Source organism: Rahnella sp. 2050, from assembly GCF_040544515.1.
Taxonomy (GTDB): Bacteria; Pseudomonadota; Gammaproteobacteria; order Enterobacterales; family Enterobacteriaceae; genus Rahnella; species Rahnella aceris.
Map to the genome: position 1 here is coordinate 368,715 of NZ_JBEPKE010000003.1, position 20,821 is coordinate 389,535.

The window sequence follows — 20,821 nt, forward strand, 5'->3', positions numbered from 1 at the left end:
ACTCCTGGGTTAACGAAAAAGTAAGGAAAAACGCTAAGAGAACGGCATTGTTAAAAATATGATGCATCATATTTTATAATGAAGCATAAACCATGCCATTCCGGTTGAGTCCATCCGCCACGCACAGAACGGCGGGCGGACAGGGATTGAAGAGGCGTTATGTGATTTTTTTATGCCTCATGACACTCAGTTTCTTATTATTGGCACTGCTTTCGTGCATCTGTGCACTCTGTCTGAACGGCTAATCACTCAGCCCGATGCACAGGTTTCCTCAGTCAGCCAGCACACGGGACAAAATTGCCAGGGCTTCTTTAAACTGCACATCAGGAATGGTCAGCGGATAAAGGAAACGGATCACGTTGCCATGCACACCGCAACTGAGCATCAGCAATCCCGCGTCCAGCGCTTTGCGCAGATACTGTTTGGTCAGTTCAGAAGAAGGTTTTCCGGTCACGGGATCGTTAAATTCGGCCGCCACCATTGAACCACGCGCACGGACATCCACCAGTGCCGCACAATTCGCTTTGGCTTTCCCGAGTACTTCAGTCAGCTCTGCACCGAGACGATTTGCGCGCTCGCACAATTTTTCTTCTTCGATGATATCCAGCACTGCCAGCGCAGAGGCCACGGCCAGCGGATTACCCGCGTAAGTACCGCCAAGGCCGCCCGGCTCCGGTGCGTCCATCAGCCCGGCGCGCCCGGTTACGCCCGAGATCGGCAAACCGCCGCCGAGGCTTTTCGCCATCGTGACGATGTCCGGTTTGGCATCGGGATAGTATTCTGACGCGAACATTTTACCGGTACGCGCAAAGCCGCTCTGTACTTCGTCGGCAATCATCACGATGCCGTGACGGTCACAGATTTCGCGCAGCCCTTTCACGAAATCTTCCGGCGCGATATTGAAACCGCCCTCGCCTTGTACCGGCTCATACAGGATCGCAGCAATTTGCTGCGGCGCGATATCGCTGCGAAAAATACGTTCAATACTGTCGAGTGCCATTTCAGTGGTGACACCGTGAACGGCGTTGGGATATTGGGCGTGGAAGACCGAGGCCGGGAACGGCCCGAAGCCCACTTTGTAAGGCACTACTTTGCCGGTCAACGCCATGGTCAGCAGCGTGCGGCCATGAAATGCACCGGAGAAAGTGATGATGCCCGGGCGACCGGTGGCGGAGCGGGCAATTTTCACCGCGTTTTCGACAGCTTCCGCGCCGGTACTGAAGAAAGTGGTTTTCGCTTTGCCGCTCACAGGAGAAATCGCGTTGATGCGTTCAGCCAGATTCACAAAGCTGGCATAAGGCACAATCTGGTAGGAAGTGTGTGTGAACAGGTCGAGCTGGTTGCGGATGGCTTCAACGATTTTCGGGTGACGATGCCCGGTGTTCAGAACCGCAATCCCGGCAGTGAAATCGATGTATTCCCGCCCGTGTTCATCCCACAGCGTGGCATTTTCTGCTTTTGCCGCATAGAAATCACACATGACACCTACACCACGCGGCGTCGCTTCTTTACGGCGTTTTTCCAGTTCACTGTGACTCATCTTTCGCTCCTGCCTTCAGGTTGATGTTTTATAGATTGCCGGTTGCGAGATGAACAATTTGTCGAATTAGCAATCTGTACTTGTTTTTTATCCCGCCAGCGGCTCTATAATCCAGAACCAGTTTCATTTATTTTGAGGATCCACTTTTGCGCTCATTGCTTTCTGACCTCATTTTGCAACGTCTCACTGAGCTTTCAGATGCCCGGCCCGGCACGCTGAACAAGCGGGTTTATCAGGCATTACAACAGGCTATATTTGATGGCAGTATTGCGCCTGGCAGCCGCTTGCCCGCCTCAAGAGACCTTGCCAAAGAACTGGATATTTCGCGCAATACGGTGCTGGCTGCCTACGAGCAGTTACAGGCCGAAGGCTACATTCAGACCCGCACCGGAAGCGGAACCTTCGTTCCCGCAGATTTACCGAAAGACGGCGTGATCGCCGATAAAATACCTCCGCGCTGCGCACCGGTTCGCAGCCATGTGTCACTTTCCAAGCGCGGTTCTCAACTGCTGACGCGTACCGGCGTTGCCTCGCATCAGTGGGGCGCGTTTATGCCGGGGGTACCGGACGTCACAAAATTTCCGCATGACATCTGGCGTAAGTTGCAGAACCGTCTGAGCCGTCGTCTGCCGCCCGAATTCCTCACCTACTCCCGCCATGGTGGCTGCCCGCAACTGCAACATGCGCTGGCAGATTATTTGCGTATAGCGCGTTCTGTTGACTGCACGGCAGATCAGATCCTTATTACCGCCGGTACCCACCAGGCGCTGGATTTGCTGGCGAAAATGCTCTGTGACCCGGGCGATGTTGCCTGGATTGAGGAACCGAGCTACTGGGGAATACGCAATGTGCTGACCATCAACGGCGTGGATATTCAGCCGGTGCCGGTGGATGAAAACGGGCTGAACCCGCCTGACAGCCCGCCACAGGACCGCGCACCTAAGCTGATATGCGTGACACCGTCACATCACTATCCGCTCGGTTCAGTGATGAGTCTGGCCCGACGGCAAAAAATTCTTGCCATCGCCAGCCAGCAAGGTAGCTGGGTAGTGGAAGATGATTACGACAGCGAATTTCGCTATTCGGGCAGTCCGATCCCCGCGTTGCAGGGACTGAGCAGCGATGCGCCGGTGATTTACATCGGTACATTCAGTAAGACATTGTATCCGGCAATGCGGATAAGTTATGTCGTCCTGCCGCGCCCGCTGGCCTCGCGCCTCAAAATTGCGCACTCCGAGTTGTACCGTGCCGGTAACGGACTGACGCAACTTACGCTTGCGGAATTTATTCGCGAAGGGCATTACGCCGCCCACATCCGCCGGATGCGATTGCTTTACGGCAGACGACGTAATGCCCTGATACGGCTTATCGGACAGGAACTCGGTCCGGAATTCCTGTGTGAAAACAGCAATGCCGGTTTGCATCTGATTTTGTCACTGCCTGATTCGATTGATGATGTGGCGCTGAGCGCAGAGCTGGAGCAGAAAAAAATTCTCACTCGGCCTCTGTCGGCATATTACCTGCGCCCTGCCCCGCGGCGCGGGCTTTTGCTCGGTTACGGTTGCGTTCCTGAAGAAGAAATTGAAACGGCTTTCGGGCACATCGTGGAGTGTTTACGACACAGGCTGCAAGCCGGTGGTGCAATCCCGGGGGCTGACAATAGGGTGCTGACCCTGCAAGGTGATTTGCCTGATCCTGCGTAAAACACAGATCTTACTGCTAGCAATAAACTCTTTTAAAATAAAAATAACAATAAGATTCATAAGCCTGCGAGATTTCTCTCAGGCTTATTTTTTGTGTTATTTTGTCAAAAAATGCTTGTTAGCGTCAGAAGCGGATGGTAAAGATTTTTAATAACGCCAGACAAACAATCCTTCTGAGGATGTTTTATGCACAAATTGTGCCGTATCGCGTCATCCCATTTTCGATAATTTTATTTGCGGAGTGCCTGTGATGAGAACGTATGTCAGCTTCAAAAATATCAAAAAGAGTTACGACGGGGACAAGCTGGTAGTCAAAAACCTCAACCTTGATGTGCACGAAGGAGAATTTCTGACGCTGTTGGGTCCTTCCGGTTCCGGCAAAACCACCAGTCTGATGATGCTTGCAGGTTTTGAAACGCCTACCCAGGGTGAAATCTTACTGCGCGATAAACCTCTGCATAATTTGCCACCACATCAGCGAGATATCGGCATGGTGTTCCAGAACTATGCGCTTTTCCCTCACATGACCGTGGCGGAAAATCTGGCATTTCCACTGACCATTCGACGGCTTAATAAATCTGATATCAAAGAGAAAGTTGACCGCATTCTGGACATGGTCAAACTCAAATCTCTGGCTGACCGCTACCCTGCCCAAATGTCGGGCGGTCAGCAGCAACGTGTTGCGCTAGCCCGCGCGCTGGTGTTTGAACCTAAGCTGGTGCTGATGGACGAACCCCTTGGTGCGCTGGATAAACAATTGCGCGAACATATGCAGATGGAAATTAAGCAACTTCATAAAATGTTGGATCTGACGATTGTTTATGTAACGCATGACCAGAGCGAAGCAATGACGATGTCTGACCGTGTTGCGGTGTTCAATGATGGTGTGATCCAGCAGATGGACAGCCCGAATGTGATTTATGAAAAACCGGATAATGCATTCGTGGCTCAGTTCATCGGCGAGAATAACAGCCTGCTGGCCACCAACAATGCTGCCGAAGGCGACTATTACCGCGCATCACTCGATGACGGCACTCAACTGCGTGCAGTAAAAATTCGCCCAAGCTCGCCGGGCAAAAAGATTTTGCTCTCTATTCGCCCTGAGCGTATTCACGTAAATAATCCGCAACCCGGAATGGAACAGGTGAAGGCAAGAATTCAGCAATTCATTTATCTGGGTGATCACGTACGCATGATGACGGAAGTGGCCGGTCAGGATAATTTTATGGTTAAACTTTCTGCGGCTGCAATGAAACAGGAGTGGCAACCCGGCGCTGAAGTGCTTCTTTCCTGGCAACCTGAACATCTCCGGGCACTTGATGTTGTCACGCATTAATCACCTGATTGTATGATTGTATGATTGTATGATTGTATGATTGTATGATTGTATGATTGTTGAATCCTAAGATTCTTTATCTTGGGATTCAATGATTACCAGATGTCAGGATTCACTATACCTATATTCTACTATCTCCTCATCTTGCACTCTCAGAATCCTGAAATCCCTGCATCTTCGAATCCGGTGATTTGCTATTTCCACTATCTTTTAATCCCAATATCTCTGAATCATTTGTACAGGTGAATGACCAATCATAATCTCAGGATTGTATAATCTCAGAATAACCAGAATCACAGGATTCTATCGAGACACTAACCACATGGTATCCTGCAATCGAAGATCCACCACAGAATCCTGTAATCATACAATCCTCAATGGGAATCTCAGGATTATGTAATCCTTCAATATAATCCTGTAATCACAGAATCATAACATTAAATAAAATCACTACAACTGACTTAACTTCATGTAAAACATCAACTAATCATTAAATCCTGTAATCCTACCTGCGATTTTAATCCTGAAATCCTGTAATCACATAAGCATCCTGGCATTCCAGGATTCTCTCAATTGCATCTTATGATAGCCAGGCAGCAGAGTATTTAATTAATGGAATCCTGAAATCCTATAATCTTAATTAGGATTCTACTATCCTGTAATCATAGAATACCTGGAGGCTGGTACAGGATAATCTGAACCCGTCTTTCATCCTAAGATAGCAGCCTTGCAGGATTTAGAGATTCCAGGATTCAAAGATATTTAGCCGCTGGTTCATGATAATCACAGGATTCCAATACTTCCAGGATTAAGAGATCATGCCCGGTTGAATGAAATCCTGAGACTGGAAAAATCCTGTAATCAAACAATCCTGCCACTCCTGAAATCACGAAATCTGAAGATGGTGAGATGGTGAGATGGTGAGATGGTGAGATGGTGAGATTTTATAGCAGGATGTTCATATGTCTGGCGTAAAACTGTATGTACTTAAGACATGCAAAACTCATAAGGAATCATTGCATCCTGAAATCCTAAGATTTAAAAATCCTAAAATCCGGAGATGTACATTGATGACTCTGCTTTTGCCCGACTTGCTTTGACATCCCAACTGCGTTCCAACCGGAATCACTGAATCATATAATCACAGGCTTTAATCATCCTGGAATCACAAGATTGACTACTTATTGGCTCCACGCATCATAATCTCATAATCTTGAGATTTCATAATCACAAGATATTATAATTCGATAATCCTAAAATATTGAAATCCCCGGATGCAAACTTTATAGTAGCAGCACAATCCTGTGATTCATGGATTTAAAAATCTCAGAATCCTATGATTATAAAGTTTATGAATCCTGAAATCTTATGATTTTAGAATCATGTTATCTTCACTGAACGCTTCATCAGAGGTTGTCATGGCAGCGAAAATTATTTCTTTCCTGAACGGGAAGGGCGGAGTAGGGAAAACCACGACGTCTATAAACATAGCAACCTGTCTTGCCCGGCAAGGGCACAAGGTCGTAATGGTGGATACCGACCCGCAGGGGAGTATCAGCAACTGGTATGACGAAAGCAAATGCCTGTTCGATCTTGCAGAAGCGGCTTCAGAAAAAGAAGTCTATACCGTCCGTAAGCAACTGAAAGAATACGATTACGTGGTGATCGATGGTGCTGCTGCAATATCAGCTATTTCTTCCGCGGCGGTAATGGTGAGTGACCTGGTACTCATCCCCGTGACACCGTCACCTTTAGATTTTGCTGCCTGTGGCGCTATTCTGGCCGTCGTGGAAGCTCGCGAAAACTTGCAGCCGGTGATTGCCCGTTTTCTTATCACCAAAAAAGTCGCGTCAGCTAAAATGCTTGAAGTGTTGAAAGAATCCATTGCCGATACCGGCGTTCCCGCATTGCGTACTGGTACGACACAGCGCCAGGTTTACATCCGCACAATGATGGATGGCGGCACCGTTTTCGATACGACAGACGGAAACGCGAAAGGTGAAATTGAAATTATGACCAAAGAAATTACGGAGTTGCTGAAATGAAAATGAAACTTGGCCAGCACAGACAACTGACGACTGCACTGGAAGCGGTATCTAAACCACCCGCATCAGTGAAGAAATTGCAGACCAATATCGATGAAGAGCTACATCGCCGCTTTAAAACCAGTTGCTTCCTGCAAGATCGCGAAATGAAAGACGTCCTGACAGAGCTGATCGAAGCCTGGCTCATCACCAACGAACGGTCATAATGTGCTGATTACTGGCTGGATCGGGTCTCCCAAGGCCCGTTTCTGATGACATCTTGCCTGAGAACATTGCTCTGTCTGCCTTCAACGCTAACTTATCCCTTCTTGAATTATCTACTCCGGGGTGATCAGATCCCAAGATCAAATAATGTTTTGTTTATTTTTTAAGTTTAGATCTTTCTCTTTAGAGACGGTTTTTACTATTCATTATCAATAGGTTACTACACGTATTGTGGAGGTATTTCCTGCTTCAGGTGGAGATCCTTCCTGTTGGATGTGGATCCTTTTCATGCCAAATGTAGAGTCTTTTTCTGTGGATAATTTCTTTACGGATCAATCTATTATCTATGTGGAATGATTTTCTGTGGATATCTCGGTTACCCGCCAGCCAACAGCCACAGTAAGCTTAACATCTGCCTAACCGACTGTCACAACAGGCGTTTCTCATAAGTGGAAGGATTTCCTGATCCCATAGCTAACATTAATATGTGGAACAATTTCCTGTGACAGCGTCACGTTATGTCACGTACTCCGATAACGGATCCCAAATACCTGCAGACAGGGCAGACCCATTCTCTTTGAGGCGGTCAGGGAAGGGGATATGTGGAAGCTTTTCCTGATCCTCCCTATGTGGAAACATTATCTGATCCCTTGAAAGCATCTCCTCATCGCTTCTGCATAATAATTGTTATAAATCAGCAAATTAAAATAACTGTGACAACGTCACGTCTCTATATGTGGAATGTTTTCCTGATCAAAGATGATGATATTCACGATGCTTACCCGGCGAAAAACCACATTGCATGACTTTAGGTGGAGAAATTTCCTGATCCCATCCCGGTCTGTATGTGGAAACATTTTCTGTGAGCGCCATCGGGTTTCTTATGTGGAGTAATTTCCTGCTGACGCGATCATTGCCTCTTAATGTGGAGACATTTTCTGATCCCCATGCTGGCTATACGTGGAAAGTTTTCCTGTGCATCAGCTCAGGGTGAGAAACCCTGGACCGGAACGAAGTGAGAAGGGGATCACAAAGGTAAATTTGATGGTTTTATGTGCATGGGCGCTTCAAATGTGGAATGATTTTCTGATCGCGGTTAGGGTCTGGTTGCGCATTGCTGATAAAATTCAGCGAAGGTTATCACCCGCATATGTGGAATAATTTCCTGTAAAAAAACCGACGATCCAACGTATTAGAAAAAGGATCCCTGGAAGCGCTGAAAACAATATGTGGAGATTTTTCCTGTTCAGGTTTTTCGGATCCTTATTTAAAGTACTGATTTTAAGGGGATAAATAACCCTTGTTTTTACTTTACGTCGGTATTTTTTATGTGGAATAATTTACCTACTTTCCACTTATGGATCCTGCTACATGGAACTGAATAAACTCACCGTAGTTCAGGGGAATGATCTTCTTGAAGGCGCTTACAGCGTCACTCTGGATGAAATGCGCCTGCTAAATCTGGCGCTGGCACAAATTGATAGCAGGAAACCTCAGCCAGATACGCTTTATCGACTTTTCCCTCAGGACTATCAGCGGATCTACGGGGTAAACCCGACCAGCAGCCACCGCCAGTTGCGCGAAGCCGCTGAAAGCCTGATGAAAAAGCCGGTCACCATCTACAAACCGGACGTAAAAACCGGCAAGGTTCGCACTGTACAACTCTCCTGGTTTTCACGTCTTGAGTATGTGAGCAGTGACGATCACAGCGCAGTGGTTCTGCGATTCGGACAGGATGTTGCCCCGTATCTTTATGAACTTAAAGAGTCTTTTACCAAATTGAATTTTGCCAACATCGCAAAACTTGATACGCCGTTCTCCGTAAGGCTGTATGGCTGGCTCATCAAAGCTAAGAACCTCTACGGACGTCGCAGCGGTAAAGCCATAGAAGTGACGCTGGATCTCAACTGGATGCGCGAGAAGGCCGGTTTGGCGGGCAAATACGAGGACTATCGTGACTTCCGTCAGAAACTCCTTGAGCCGACGATCAACCGGATCAACGCCAATACCGATATTTCGGTGGTCTGGGAGCCAGTAAAGCAGGGCAGAACCGTGGTATCCATCAAGTTTGCCTATGTGGATGAATCTGCACCGGAAGCCAGCAAACCGCTGCGCCCGCGCTTACCGCGACGTCCGCGAGCTGTCGCCGGATCGGCGCTGGAAGGCGAGTGGGCGCGCCGTTGCATCACGATCTTCGAAGAATATCTCGACAAACTAAGCGCTTACGATGTGGATGAGAAGGCTACCTTGCCGGACCTGCGTAAGCTTTCGGGATGGTATAAGCTGATCGGCGAGAAGAGTAAGCATAAAGCGATCCTGGCAGAAGTCAGTTCGCGTAGCAAAAAAGTCGCTGCCTGATTCCCCTGAAGCAGAAATAAAAATAAACGGCGTATCTTTCACGAGATACGCCGTTTTTCTTTTGTCCAAAATGCAAGCATTCACCGCACATATCCTTCTTAATAAGGCTTAATGGGTTAGTAAGCGCTTACTGGGTGATATCAGGAAATCTTTCCACATTAGCCGTTTTGGCGACTTTTTCTGCGTACTGTTTAAAAGCTATAAGCCTTACGTTCTAAAAAAGTAGCACATGAGGCATAAAACCCAGGGCGGAAGCCTGTTTCTAACGTATATGCAGGCTTGAAGTGTAAGTGGGTACTGACATTACCGGCCACGTTTGCCCTTTAATTGCCACCATGCACCATTTGCACCGCCATTTTATCGCCATTTAAGCCAGAGGGTTTAGCCTCACTGCTTCCTCAAGATGCTCGGGTGCAAAGTGGGCATAACGCATTGTCATTTTGATATCGGTGTGGCCTAGAACACGCTGCAAAACGAGAATGTTCTTCCCCTTCATCATGAAGTGAGAAGCGAACGTGTGGCGGAGCACATGCGATGATTGACCGGCTGGTAACTGTATATCGGTGCGTTGCAGGGCAGAGCGAAATCAAGATTGATCGTTTGTGGGGTGATCTTCTTCACTCTGTTGCCGCGTGAAAAATCCCCTAAAAGTCTCTTTTCCCGATACCGGGAAAACATCTTTGCATCGAATTCCCTGGCAATCGCCGGTATGGCACAGGCTTTTAATGTCACGCAGATGTACTGGACAATATTGCAAAGGCAAGCTGGATGCCGTTTCCGCGATCGCTGCCATGTCGCGCCCGGTTAATCCGGACTGGTGGTTACGCCAACTGAAAGGCCAGCGCACACGCTGGCGTGAATCTTTACGGATCGCCATCGGCAAAGTGAACCGCGACGCTTCACCTTATGCCAGTAAGCAGGCTAGCGCCTCGGAGTCCTGTCAATAACTGTGGGTTAGGTGGAAAGAAACAACTTACAAATTGGCATTACAGGCAGGCTGGGAGCACTGCTACGGCGTCCACTTCTGACAACCTGCGAGTTTTGACTGGACAGACACTGCCGCCGTGAGGGCGTTTGTGGCGCGTATACGGGAAGAAACACCGAAGGTGAGTAGGTGACAGCGAAGTTTTGACCTAACAAAGGGACGCAATGTTGCTCCATCAGCAAGATTAACGCCTGAAGAACGGGCGCGATTGCCTGAAATTGAGCGAGAATTGATGAAAAGCAAAATCACTGCTGCGCGCTGGGAGTTGGAGGTGTAAGTATCCCACCAAAACGGCCCATTCATTTTTAGAGATCTTCCGACATACTGATTATGTCCCCTGAGGAGATCGCTATGCGTAAGATCCGATTCACTGAGCACCAGATCATCGCCGTCCTGAAATCAGTCGAGGCTGGCAGTACCGTCAAAGATGTGTGCCGCGAGGCTGCTATTTCTGAAGCCAGCTATACAACTGGAAAGCAAAATATGGCGGGATGGAAGCCGCTGATATCAAAAAAATCAAAGACCTTGAGGACGAGAATCGTCGTCTGAAGCAAATGTTTGCCGATCTGAGTTTGGAATGCCGGGCGCTGAAAGACGTCATCGAAAAAAGCTTTAAAACCAGCGATAAAGCGTGAGCTCGTCAACTATCTGACCACGCAATTTACGATGAGCATACGCCAGGCATGCAGGACGTTATCGCTAAGCAGGACGGTGTTTCGTTATCAACCGGATACGCGACGTGATGAAGCGGTGATCCAGAGGCTGACCGAGGTCGCTGAGCGCTATCCCCGCTACGGTTTTAAGAAGCTTTTTCAGGTACTTCGCAGGCAGGGGCACGTCTGGAACCACAAACGTGTCTACCGGATTTACTGTCTTCTCAAACTGAATTTTCGTCGTAAGGGTAAACAACGCCTGCCGGTGCGCAATCCGGCTCCGCTGGCAACGCCGGAAGCACTCAACCAAAGTTGGTCAATTGATTTTATGCACGACGCGCTGACATGTGGCCGACGTTTTCGGACTTTCAATGTTGTCGATGATTTTAACCGTGAAGCGCTGGCGATAGAAATTGACCTGAATATCCCAGCGCAGCGTGTCGTCCGGGTGCTGGACAGAATAGTAGCAAACCGTGGATATCCGCTGAAGATGCGGATGGATAATGGGCCGGAACTGATATCACTGGCGCTGGCGCAATGGGCTGAAGACCATGGAGTGATGCTGGAATTTATCAAGCCGGGTAAGCCAACACAGAACGCGTTTATAGAACGGTTTAACCGAACATATCGGACAGAAATACTGGATTTTTACCTGTTCAGAACACTGAATGAAGTACGAGAAATCACAGAGCGCTGGCTGAATGAGTACAACAGTGAGCGTCCTCATGAATCCCTGAATAACCTGACGCCGGAAGAGTACCGGCTGATGGCTGAGAAACCGGAAATCTCAAAAAGTGCCTGGAACTAAAGCTGGGATACTTACAGGTGGGCGGAGCGCTAATGGAGAAAATCACCGGCATCGTCAGCCGATTAGATTTCGTAATGATTCAATCAGGCCTTGAAATCATAATTTAATTTGGCTGATCTGATTGAACGCTTATATTATAAGCCTACACATTACAAGGTTATAGGGTGATCTATGGCATTGCATGGAAAGTTGATTCTGAATGGTGCTGATTACGCACCTTTCAATCTGTACGGCGTTGGCGTGTTTATGGCCTTCTCGGGAAAAGGTGTTTACCGAAATAAAGGTGCGTGCGGTGCAATACCCAGTGATGGACCGTTACCACCAGGTAAGTACTGGATAGTGGAGCGTGGTGCCGGTGGCTTAGGCTCGTGGGTTAAGGCTAAATCCCAAGATATGTTCAACAAATTTTACTATGGTGCTGAATTTGGGCGTGATGAGTGGTTTGCATTGTACAAGGATGACTGGGGCATTGATGATGGAACTTGGGTCAATGGTGTTTTCCGTGGGTTGTTTAGGCTTCACCCAGGCCATGTTTCAGAAGGGTGTATAACCATAGCGCATAACTCAGATTACGCTCTAATTAGAAATGCACTTTTGAGAACAACACCTATGCAGGTTCCTTGTATGAGATCTCTCATGGCTCGTGGCTGGATTGAGGTGATAGCCGGTGACTATAACAACACTTGCCCGTAGAGTTTCAAAAATCACTTTCTATATTCTTTTGTCACTGGTTGTTGGTCGTACATTGGGAAATCCTGAAGTATGGTTTGATCATAGTTTAGCAAGCTACATAGGCCATATGATTTATGGTGCTGGTGAGATTGGGGCAGATAATTTTTATGACCTGTACTTTTACATCTCCGTAATCACGGTTTTTTCTGTCACAACTCTAATTTACATTTTAACAATGAAGTTAATCACAAAAATAAGGAACAAATAAAATGCCAATTCCTCCATACATGTGGCTTAAAGACGATGGCGGTGCCGATATCAAAGGGTCTGTAGACGTTAAGGATCGCGAAGGAAGTATTGAAATCATTGGATTAAGTCATGGCATTAACTTACCAGTGGACAATGCAAACGGCAAAATAACAGGCACGCGCCAGCATTCATCCATGATGATTGAAAAGGACGTTGATAGCTCAACACCTTATCTGTATAAAGCGGCAGCCACTGGTCAGACGCTAAAAAGCGCGGAAATTTGTTTCTATCATATTAACGACGCAGGACAAGAAGTTTGTTATTACACCGTATTGATGGAAAATGTAAAAATTACTGGCGTTAACTGCGGAGTGCCCAATGTGAAATTAGCAGGCAACGATAAAATGAACCATGTCGAGAGTGTCAGTTTGCAGTATGAAAAAATAACTTGGCGCATTGTTGATGGAAACATTCAATTTGCAGACTCTTGGAACGAACGTCATACCGCATAAAAATATGTACTGTGGCTAATTCATAAAAAAGCCCCGTACATGTGAACGGGGCTTTTAGTATCGACATGGTCACGATGTGGACGCTACTAGAAATAAATCCTTTTATTTCATATTTTTAAGCTATTTTTAAAGCGACTTCTCCGTCGCCTTAAAAAATTATTCCGCCAGCGCCGCTTTCTGCGCCTACGCCACGCAAAAGGCCGCCATGCGTGCAGCCCAGGCAAAAGGGGACAAACTCCAGCGCGGTGTCGGGTTTTAAATCCGTGATCGACGCGCAGCCCTGGCTAATCAGCAAGGTGACACACAACCTGGACAGCAGCAGATTTGTGACGATGTTGAATCTGGAAGTATTGCTGTCGGATGTGAGTTATGAGGCGACGGAAAGCGACGGTGCTGAATAAGCTGAATATGTAAATCACTGTAATGTCAGATGTATGTTTTAGCGAATGACATACAATGATTGTATCTGATTAAAATGATTACATGGTGATTATTATGATGCACTGCCCGAAATGCCAGCACGCCGCTCACGCCCGTTCCAGCCGTTACCTGAGCCTCAACACCAAAGAGCGTTATCATCAGTGTCAGAATATTAATTGCAGTTGCACGTTTAAAACTCATGAGTCGATTGCGGACATCATTGTTGAGCCTGGGACGGTTCACGCCGTGCAGTTGCATCCGGACAAACATCAGCAGCAATCTCTACAGATGCACTAAAACAAGAAACCCGCCAATGGCGGGTTTCTTGTCTATTGTGCCTTATCAATGATTACAGGCTGTGATTGTTCGCCGCATTAAGGAGGGCGTTAGCTCTACCGCCATTTCATCGCCATCATAAAGCGTATAGCTAAAAATCAACTTAATTAATCAAAAAATAACATTATGAATTTATTGAATTTAACTTGATTATTTGAAGTTATTTTTTGGCATTAAGAAATAAAAAATAGCTATAAGCCATATTTTTTCGTTGTTAGACAAGGGTAAACGGCATCCTTACTCTTTGTCATGTTTTGTAAACCGTTTGCACACTTATGATGAGGATGTCTTTTGGCTACGTTATTACGCTCTGCATTCGCGCCAGCCGCACAACGCGCGCACCGTACTGCTTCTTTCAAAATCGCATTACTGGCCAGCGCCGTGATGCTGTCTTCTTTTGCATTCGCTGATGATGTATTAAAGGAAGGCATCACACCGGCAACAGATGTCAGCCAGATTCCTGCGGCTGCAAAACTGCGCACTGATACAGTGATCGCCGGGATCTCCGAACCTCAGGGGATTTTTAACCCGTATTTCTTCGTCAACGGCTGGGATGAAAATGTCACTAACGTGATTTTCGCCCGTCTGATTGACTGGGACAGCCAGGGCAAGCTGGTTCCCGGCTTGGCGCAAAGCTGGACCGTCAGCCCGGATGGCAAAACCTATACCATCAAACTACGTCCTGACCTGAAATTCAGTGACGGTTCACCACTGACTGCAGAAGACGTCGCGTTCACGCTGACGGTGTTGTATGACCCGAAATACGATGGGGACACTGATATCACGCTGGCACACATTGCCGGTGGTGATGAATATAAGCAGGGCAAGGCGGACAGCATCAATGGTCTGAAAGTGATTGACCCGTTGACGTTGCAGGTCACCACCACTCAGCCGGGAGCCACCACGTTGCAAAAAATCGGCGGGCCGGTGCTGTCGAAAGCGTATTACGGCAAAGGCTATCAGCGAGGAAATCTCGATTACCTGCGCACGCTGCATGGCAAACCGTTGGGTAATGGCCCGTATGTGTACGATAAGTACATCCCGGGGCAGGAGATCCGTTTCCACGCCAACACCAATTATTATCGCGGCGTACCGCCGACTCCGCGCTTTATCTATCGCGTGACCAATCCGTCGACTAACTTCCAGTTATTCCAGACCGGCGATACTGATTACGATGCCTTCACTTCCCGACCGGATGACATCGAGCAGCTGAAAATGCTCGGCTTTGCCAACATCAACCTGTATGGATCCAGCGATTACAGCAAAATTGAATTTAACGTTCACCGCCCTGCGTTGCAGGATGTGAAAGTGCGTCAGGCGCTGATCTACGGGCTGGATCGCCAGAAACTGATCGACGTGGTTTATCAGGGTTACGGCTCTGTGGCGATTGAGCCGATCGCGCCTATCTCCTGGGCGTACAACACTGATGGCGTGAATCCCTATAAATTCGATCCGGCGCAGGCCAATAAATTGCTGGATGAAGCAGGGTGGAAAGTTGGCGGTGATGGTATTCGTGTGAAAGACGGTAAACGTCTCGAACTGACGCTGCTGGTCAGCAAAAAAGTGCTGAACGATGCGCTGATCCCGATCGCAAAAGAAGACTATCAGAAAATTGGCGTATTGCTGAAACCGCAGGTTGTGGACTTCAACGCCCTGATGTCACAGCGTAAAGCGGGTAATTACGATCTGGCCTCATTCAGCACCAGCACGCTTAACGATCCGCATGATGGCGTGTGGGATTATTACAGCACCGAGGCTACCGAATCCGGCTACAACAACCCTGAAGTCGATAAGCTGATCAACGAAGGGAACGCGACGCTGGATATCGAAAAGCGTAAGCCGATTTACCACGAGCTGTACAAAGTGCTGGCAAACGATCCGCCGGCGATCCTGCTCGGTAACCGCAAAATTCTTTCAGCCAGCAGCGCCCGCGTGACCGGTTTTAAACCGGACATCTACAACGGCCTGACCGGCAGTCTGCCGGATGTCAAAATTGTCAAATAATCAGAAATAACGCCGCTGCCGGGCTCTTCCGGCAGCTTCAATGAGAAAGTCATGAGAAATTTCATTCTGCGTCGTTTACTTCAAACCATTCCGATGTTGTTCCTCGCTTCGCTGCTGATTTTCATGCTGTTTGCCAAAACGCCGGGTGATTTTATCGATGGTAATATTACGCTGACTGCACAACGCGCTGCTGAACTGAAAGCCTTATACGGCCTGGATCAACCGCTGCTCAGCCGCTATCTGCACTGGCTGGGGAATCTGTTGCGGGGGGATCTGGGTTTTTCGTTGCAATATCAGATCCCGGTCAGCCAGTTGCTGAATCAGTACATCTGGAATTCCTTCCTGCTTGCGACCATTGCGATGGTGTTGTACTGGGGGATCGCGCTGGCAGTTGGCATTGTCTCGGCGATGAAGCCTTATTCCCTGTTCGATCATGTGGTGAGTGTGATCATTTTCGCCGCGATGTCCTTCCCGACGTTTTTCCTCTGTCTTCTGCTGATCAAATGGTTTGCCGTTGATTTGCACTGGCTGCCGGTGGGTGGGATGACTAACACCGGCAGTGATGCGACCGGCTGGGCGTGGGTGATGCAGGTGGCCGCGCATCTGGTGTTGCCGGTCGTTGCGCTGGTGATGCTGCAGGCGGGCAGCCTGACGCGTTATTTTCGCGCCAGTATGCTGGACGTCGTGCGGATGGATTTCATCCGTACCGCGCGTGCCAAAGGGCTTCGTGAACGCACGGTTATCCTCAAACACGCGTTGAGAAACGCGCTGCTGCCAATTATTACGCTGCTCGGATTTGAGTTGCCGGGGCTGTTTTCCGGGGCGCTGATCACCGAAAAAGTTTTCAACTGGCCGGGTGCAGGGCACATTCATATTGATTCACTGGCAGCGCGTGATTACCCGGTACTGATGGGGTTCACGCTGTTTCTGGCGGTTTTGACCATTCTTGGCAATCTGATTGCCGACGTGTTGTATGCGTGGGCTGATCCGCGTATCCGTGTGAGGTCGTAATGTTTGGCTCTTTATTTTCAACCAACCGCCGTCTGCGCGAAGCGCAAATTCCGGTGCTGGCTCAGGTGACACCGTCACCCTGGCGACAGGCCTGGCGGGCGTTGCGCCAAAACCGGCTGGCAATGTTTTGCTTAGTTCTGCTGCTGGTTATGGCCGTCTGGTGCATAGCGGGTCCTTACTATTCTCCCTGGCGCGATGATGCCACTGATGCGCTGATGATCAACAAAGCGCCGAATGCAGAACACTGGCTGGGTACCGATTTTCTCGGGCGTGATGTCTATACGCGGCTGCTGCTGGCGGGGCGCATCTCGCTGATTATCGGCATGCTGACCATGTTGCTGTCTGTGACACTCGGGTATCTCATGGGCGCGGTGTCCGGCTATCTCGGTGGTGTGACTGATAAAATCATCATGCGTTTTGCTGATCTGGTGATGACTATTCCGAGCCTGCCGCTGCTGATCGTGATGGGCGCGATGCTTTCTGAACTGGATTTTTCGCCGGATTCCCGTGTGTACATGGTGATCGTGATGCTCAGTTTGCTGGAATGGCCGAAGCTGGCACGTCTGGTGCGCGGGCAAATTCTCTCCCTGCGTGAACGTGATTTCATGCTGGCGACACAGGTGCTCGGTTTGTCTTCACGCCGTCGGCTGTTCGGTCATTTACTGCCAAACACGGTGCCAATTCTGGTGGTGATGGCCACGATGGCCGTGGCGAACGCCATTCTCAGCGAGTCTGCACTCAGCTATCTGGGATTAGGCGTGGTGCCGCCGACGCCGTCTTGGGGAAATATGATGGATGCGGCGAACAGTCTGATCGACTTCCAGCGTCGCCCGTGGTTGTGGATGCCGCCTGGCGTGGCGATCTTTATTACGGTGATTGCGATTAACGTGCTGGGTGATGGGCTGCGTGACGCGCTCGATCCAAAACTGAAACGGAGCAAAAAATGACACAACCGTTGATCCGTTTTAATCAGCTTTCGCTGTCGTTCTCCAGCGATCAGGGCCGTGTGCGCGCGGTACAGGATGTCACCTTTGACGTTCAGGCAGGTCAAACTGTCGGTATTGTCGGGGAATCCGGCTGCGGGAAAAGTGTCACGGCGATGTCGCTGATGGGGCTGTTACCGCCACAGGCCGCACGTATTGATGGCGGTGAAATTCTGTTTCAGGGGCGTGACCTGCTTAAACTGCGACCGTCACAAATGGCGGATTTGCGCGGTAACCAACTGGCGATGATCTTTCAGGAACCCATGACCGCGCTGAATCCGGTGCTGACCCTCGGTGAGCAACTTGTCGAGCCGCTGATCCGCCACCGCCGTGAATCGCCGAAACTGGCGTGGGCACATGCGACGGAGATGATCACCAACGTCGGGCTGGCGCGTGCGGAAAGCCTGATGACCAGTTATCCGCATCAGCTTTCGGGCGGTATGTTACAGCGCATCATGATTGCGATGGCGCTGAGCTGTAAGCCGCAGTTGCTGATTGCTGACGAGCCCACCACTGCACTGGACGTCACCGTGCAGGCGCAGATCCTGCGTTTATTACGTGAACAGGCGCAGCAAAATCATATGGCACTGATGCTGATCACTCATGATTTGGGCGTGATCGCGCAGATGGCCGACCACGTGGTCGTGATGTACGCCGGTAAAATTGTCGAGCAGGGGGCGACCGCCGATGTGCTGCGCAATCCGCTACATCCGTATACCCAGGGACTTATTGCCTCGAGGCCGACACCGGGCGAACGCCGCCGCCGCTTGTATTCCATTCCCGGTCAGGTACCGGATCTGGCCGCGCTGCCGCCTTACTGCGCATTCACCGAACGCTGTTCCCGCGCCACGGAAAGATGTCGCCAGGGCATTCCGCCGCTGGAAGGTCAGTTCCGGCAGGCCGCATGTTTTTATAGCGGACTGAACGCGGTCAGTGAGAAGGAAAACTGGGGGTTACAGCCATGAGTGCTGAATATCTGATTGAAGTGGATGGCCTGAAAAAGTATTTCCCGATCCGTGACGGCGTATTCGGACAGGAAACCGGGCAGTTGCGGGCCGTGGATGGCGTCAGTTTTAACATCCGCAAGGGCACGATTTTTGGGCTGGTCGGTGAATCCGGCAGCGGTAAAACCACCGTAGGACGCACGTTGCTGGGGCTGTATGACAAAACGGCGGGCAGCGTAAAATTTCGTGGCGAAGACCTGCACGGACTGAAACCTAAGCAACTGAAAGCGTTACGCCCGAAAATCCAGCTGGTCTTTCAGGATCCTTACAGTTCGCTGAACCCGCGCATCCGCATTGGTGATGCTATCGGTGAAGCGATGCTGGAACACAAGCTGTGTACGCGGGCGCAACTGCACGGGAAAGTGGTGGAGGTGATGAAGATCTGCGGGCTGTCGCCGCTGCATTACAACCGTTTCCCGCATGAGTTTTCCGGCGGTCAGCGCCAGCGTATCGGCATCGCCCGCGCACTGATCCTGCAACCCGATTTCATTATTGCCGATGAACCCATTTCGGCGCTGGACGTGTCGATTCAGGCGCAGATCATTAATTTGTTCGCGGATTTACGTGACGATCACGGCGTGACGTTTCTGTTTATCTCGCACGATCTCGGCGTGGTGGAACATCTGTGTGATGACGTGGCGGTGATGTATCTCGGCCAGTTAGTGGAAACGGCCAGCCGTGATGCGTTGTTCTGTCAGCCCCTGCATCCGTATACGCAGGCGCTGCTGGCGGCGGTGCCGACGCTGGATCCGGACAGTGAGCCGGTGGCGATGGTCAGTGGTGAAATTCCGGATCCGTCAAAACCGCCTGCCGGTTGTCGTTTCCATACCCGCTGCCCGTGTGCAACCGACCGTTGTCATAAAGAAATTCCGTTACTGCGTGAGGTAGAAAGCGGTCATCACGTGGCCTGCCATCTGGTGTAAAAACAAGCCCGCCGGATTTCAGTCTTCCATGATCCGGCGGGCCTCCATCTGCATTTTTTGCCCAACGCTTTTGGTCACGTCGATCACTTTCTGTGTGGCCGGTGAAAGAAACGCACCTTCCAGCCAGGTGATCCCGACCCGGCGTTCCATCACTAACTGGTCGTTATCGATACGGATCAGCCGCGAAAGGAATTCTTCTTCGACCAGAATATTCTCCGACAAAAAGCTCAGCAATCCGCTTTTCGCAATCAGCCCCGGCACCGACGCCAGTGAGCTGATTTCCACTTTCACGTCTGGCGGTGAGCAATGATTTTCATAGAACATTTTATCCAGCCACTGGCGCATCGACACGGTTTTCGCCGGTAAAATCCAGCCATAACGGCTGAGTTCACGCAGGCTGGCGGGTTTACCGGCCAGCGGGTGATCGCGTGACGCGGCGACGATCACCCGGTCGGCGGTTACCGGCAACTGCACCACCGGGCTGTCGTAGTTGACCAGCGGACCGATGATCACATCGATCGCATGACGTTCCAGCAACGTAAAAAGCACATCGTTCATGCCGATCTGGATTTCCAGTTTCATATTCGGCACCTGCGATTGCAGCATTTTGCAGATTTCAGGCAGTAAGAATTGTGTCGCAGAACCTGAGACACCCACGCGAACGATACCGCCCGCGCCGCTGCTCAGTTCATTCATGATTTCCCCAAGCTCAAGATAGGAACTTTGCAGCGCTAAACCACGCTGATAAAGCACCCGTCCCGCCTCGGTCAGTTCCAGCCCGCGACCTGCCCGTTTGAACAGTTTGATGTTCAGTTCTTTCTCTAAACGGGTGATGGATTTCGAAAGCGCAGGCTGAGTTATATTTAAATTTTGTGACGCAAGTCTCAAATTCATTATCTGCGCAGCCGTCACGAAATACTCTAAGTCTCTGTTATTTAACATTGATTCCTAAAATTCATCAATTTGATAATAAAATATAGTAGAAGGCATGAGAGGCAGGGTCAATAATCACGCCAACGTTGTGACCGGCACGCCGTTTTCGCAACACGAACGCCAGCGAATTTACCTGTTTTAA

17 protein-coding genes and 3 pseudogenes are annotated in these 20,821 nt (G+C 49.5%); 17 read left to right on the top strand and 3 right to left on the bottom strand.

The genetic code is table 11. From position 1 onward, the window contains the following. Positions 1-271: 271 nt before the first annotated feature. The gene (locus ABIC79_RS15235) at positions 272-1,540 is read right to left on the bottom strand and encodes a 4-aminobutyrate--2-oxoglutarate transaminase (protein ID WP_013577997.1); all 1,269 of its coding nucleotides are present in this window, start codon (positions 1,538-1,540) and stop codon (positions 272-274) included. A 146-nt stretch (positions 1,541-1,686) separates the two neighbouring features. Here ABIC79_RS15235 and pdxR point away from each other — a divergent pair, with 146 nt between their 5' ends. The 6 genes from pdxR (at position 1,687) to ABIC79_RS15265 (ending at position 9,186) form a co-directional block, all read left to right on the top strand. Then, entirely contained in the window at positions 1,687-3,243 is a 1,557-nt protein-coding gene (gene pdxR, locus ABIC79_RS15240) for a MocR-like pyridoxine biosynthesis transcription factor PdxR (RefSeq protein ID WP_121019856.1), read from the top strand. 250 nt (positions 3,244-3,493) lie between these two features. Next, entirely contained in the window at positions 3,494-4,579 is a 1,086-nt protein-coding gene (locus tag ABIC79_RS15245; protein WP_121019855.1) for an ABC transporter ATP-binding protein, read from the top strand. Positions 4,580-5,997: 1,418 nt separating this feature from the next. After that, positions 5,998-6,624 (top strand): ParA family partition ATPase, encoded by a 627-nt coding sequence (gene parA / locus ABIC79_RS15250; protein WP_013577994.1) that lies wholly within the window; start codon positions 5,998-6,000, stop codon positions 6,622-6,624. Continuing rightward, positions 6,621-6,830: a plasmid partition protein ParG gene (locus tag ABIC79_RS15255; protein WP_013577993.1), complete on the top strand. Its 210-nt coding sequence runs from the start codon at positions 6,621-6,623 to the stop codon at positions 6,828-6,830. Before parA ends, ABIC79_RS15255 begins: the two co-directional genes overlap by 4 nt. Positions 6,831-7,430: 600 nt before the next feature. After that, the gene (locus ABIC79_RS15260; RefSeq protein ID WP_147423489.1) at positions 7,431-7,634 is read left to right on the top strand and encodes a hypothetical protein; all 204 of its coding nucleotides are present in this window, start codon (positions 7,431-7,433) and stop codon (positions 7,632-7,634) included. 565 nt (positions 7,635-8,199) lie between these two features. Continuing rightward, positions 8,200-9,186: a replication initiation protein gene (locus ABIC79_RS15265; protein WP_013577992.1), complete on the top strand. Its 987-nt coding sequence runs from the start codon at positions 8,200-8,202 to the stop codon at positions 9,184-9,186. Between the two features lie 323 nt (positions 9,187-9,509). Here ABIC79_RS15265 and ABIC79_RS15270 read toward each other — a convergent pair. Then, positions 9,510-9,772: pseudogene (locus ABIC79_RS15270) on the bottom strand (tyrosine-type recombinase/integrase); the annotation flags it as partial. A 139-nt stretch (positions 9,773-9,911) separates the two neighbouring features. On the opposite strand from ABIC79_RS15270, the gene ABIC79_RS15275 reads away from it, so the two are divergent. From ABIC79_RS15275 to ABIC79_RS15325, 11 genes and pseudogenes are all read left to right on the top strand, one after another. Then, complete coding sequence (locus tag ABIC79_RS15275; protein WP_309247398.1) at positions 9,912-10,133, top strand: replication endonuclease; 222 nt, start codon at positions 9,912-9,914, stop codon at positions 10,131-10,133. Between the two features lie 389 nt (positions 10,134-10,522). Beyond that, a pseudogene (locus ABIC79_RS15280) lies at positions 10,523-11,632 on the top strand (IS3 family transposase). 171 nt (positions 11,633-11,803) lie between these two features. Next, a complete protein-coding gene (locus tag ABIC79_RS15285) occupies positions 11,804-12,325 on the top strand; it encodes a DUF2778 domain-containing protein (RefSeq protein WP_153376840.1) in 522 nt (173 codons plus the stop codon). A gap of 248 nt (positions 12,326-12,573) precedes the next feature. Next, positions 12,574-13,065: an Hcp family type VI secretion system effector gene (locus ABIC79_RS15290; RefSeq protein WP_121019854.1), complete on the top strand. Its 492-nt coding sequence runs from the start codon at positions 12,574-12,576 to the stop codon at positions 13,063-13,065. A 184-nt stretch (positions 13,066-13,249) separates the two neighbouring features. After that, a pseudogene (locus ABIC79_RS15295) lies at positions 13,250-13,466 on the top strand (phage late control D family protein); the annotation flags it as partial. A gap of 94 nt (positions 13,467-13,560) precedes the next feature. Continuing rightward, complete coding sequence (locus tag ABIC79_RS15300) at positions 13,561-13,782, top strand: DNA-binding transcriptional regulator (protein ID WP_014341711.1); 222 nt, start codon at positions 13,561-13,563, stop codon at positions 13,780-13,782. A 423-nt stretch (positions 13,783-14,205) separates the two neighbouring features. Then, complete coding sequence (locus ABIC79_RS15305) at positions 14,206-15,825, top strand: ABC transporter substrate-binding protein (protein WP_223510035.1); 1,620 nt, start codon at positions 14,206-14,208, stop codon at positions 15,823-15,825. Between the two features lie 51 nt (positions 15,826-15,876). Then, complete coding sequence (locus tag ABIC79_RS15310; protein WP_014416615.1) at positions 15,877-16,836, top strand: ABC transporter permease; 960 nt, start codon at positions 15,877-15,879, stop codon at positions 16,834-16,836. Beyond that, complete coding sequence (gene opp4C, locus ABIC79_RS15315) at positions 16,836-17,783, top strand: oligopeptide ABC transporter permease (RefSeq protein ID WP_013577989.1); 948 nt, start codon at positions 16,836-16,838, stop codon at positions 17,781-17,783. Before ABIC79_RS15310 ends, opp4C begins: the two co-directional genes overlap by 1 nt. Further along, on the top strand, positions 17,780-18,784 hold the full coding sequence (locus ABIC79_RS15320; protein WP_119262369.1) for an ABC transporter ATP-binding protein: 1,005 nt from the start codon (positions 17,780-17,782) through the stop codon (positions 18,782-18,784). Before opp4C ends, ABIC79_RS15320 begins: the two co-directional genes overlap by 4 nt. Next, a complete protein-coding gene (locus ABIC79_RS15325; RefSeq protein ID WP_013577987.1) occupies positions 18,781-19,746 on the top strand; it encodes an ABC transporter ATP-binding protein in 966 nt (321 codons plus the stop codon). Before ABIC79_RS15320 ends, ABIC79_RS15325 begins: the two co-directional genes overlap by 4 nt. Positions 19,747-19,764: 18 nt before the next feature. Here the strand turns inward: ABIC79_RS15325 and ABIC79_RS15330 are convergent, their stop codons facing one another. Further along, complete coding sequence (locus tag ABIC79_RS15330; protein ID WP_013577986.1) at positions 19,765-20,688, bottom strand: LysR family transcriptional regulator; 924 nt, start codon at positions 20,686-20,688, stop codon at positions 19,765-19,767. Positions 20,689-20,821 lie beyond the last annotated feature (133 nt).